This is a genomic window from Rhizobium sp. CSW-27 (genome assembly GCF_018760785.1).
In the GTDB taxonomy this organism is placed as follows: Bacteria; Pseudomonadota; Alphaproteobacteria; order Rhizobiales; family Rhizobiaceae; genus Neorhizobium.
The window spans coordinates 1-590 of record NZ_JAHHZO010000071.1; the positions used below are offsets into that span (position 1 = coordinate 1).

The 590-nt window shown below is 64.4% G+C and carries 1 pseudogene; it reads left to right on the plus strand.

Features of this window, described 5'->3' with window-relative positions:
• Positions 1-590 (plus strand): annotated as a pseudogene (locus KLP42_RS26640) (hypothetical protein); the annotation flags it as partial.

Here is a 590-nt window from a genome sequence, read left to right on the forward strand (position 1 = left end):
CACGGTGACGCTGGTCGCCGGCAGCAAGGCCGTGGCCGGAAACGGCACGGCATGGCAGACCGCCCTGATCAGCGGTGGAAACATCATCGTCGAGGCGGCCGGCAATGTGCTGCCGATCGCCAGCGTGAACGCCGACAATCTGATCACGGCCGAGCTGGCCTGGTCCGGCGCCTCCGGCACCTACCTTTATGCGATCCAGCGCGACACGGCCTATCTGAAGACGCTGGACACCAACAGCCAGAACCTGGCCTATCTGCTGGCGGAGCTGCGGCGCGGCACGATCTTCAAGTATGATGTTGCCGGTCCCTTGGACGGTCGTTCGGTCTATGACGGCCGGCAGGCGGGCTTTGCCTATCTGGCCACAGATCCCGGCGAGTTAAGCGAAGAGGACAGCAGCAAGCTCTATGTCAAGCTGTCCGCCACGGCGGGCGATTGGGCAGGACCGTTCACCTATGGAACTGGCCCGCAAGGTGCCAAGGGCGAACCCGGTCCCTATACGGAAATCATTGCGGGCAATGTGCAGACGCTGGCCGCCGGACAGCCTGCATCGGTAACGCGGCGGCAGATTGACGCCGACACCGTGGCGCTGG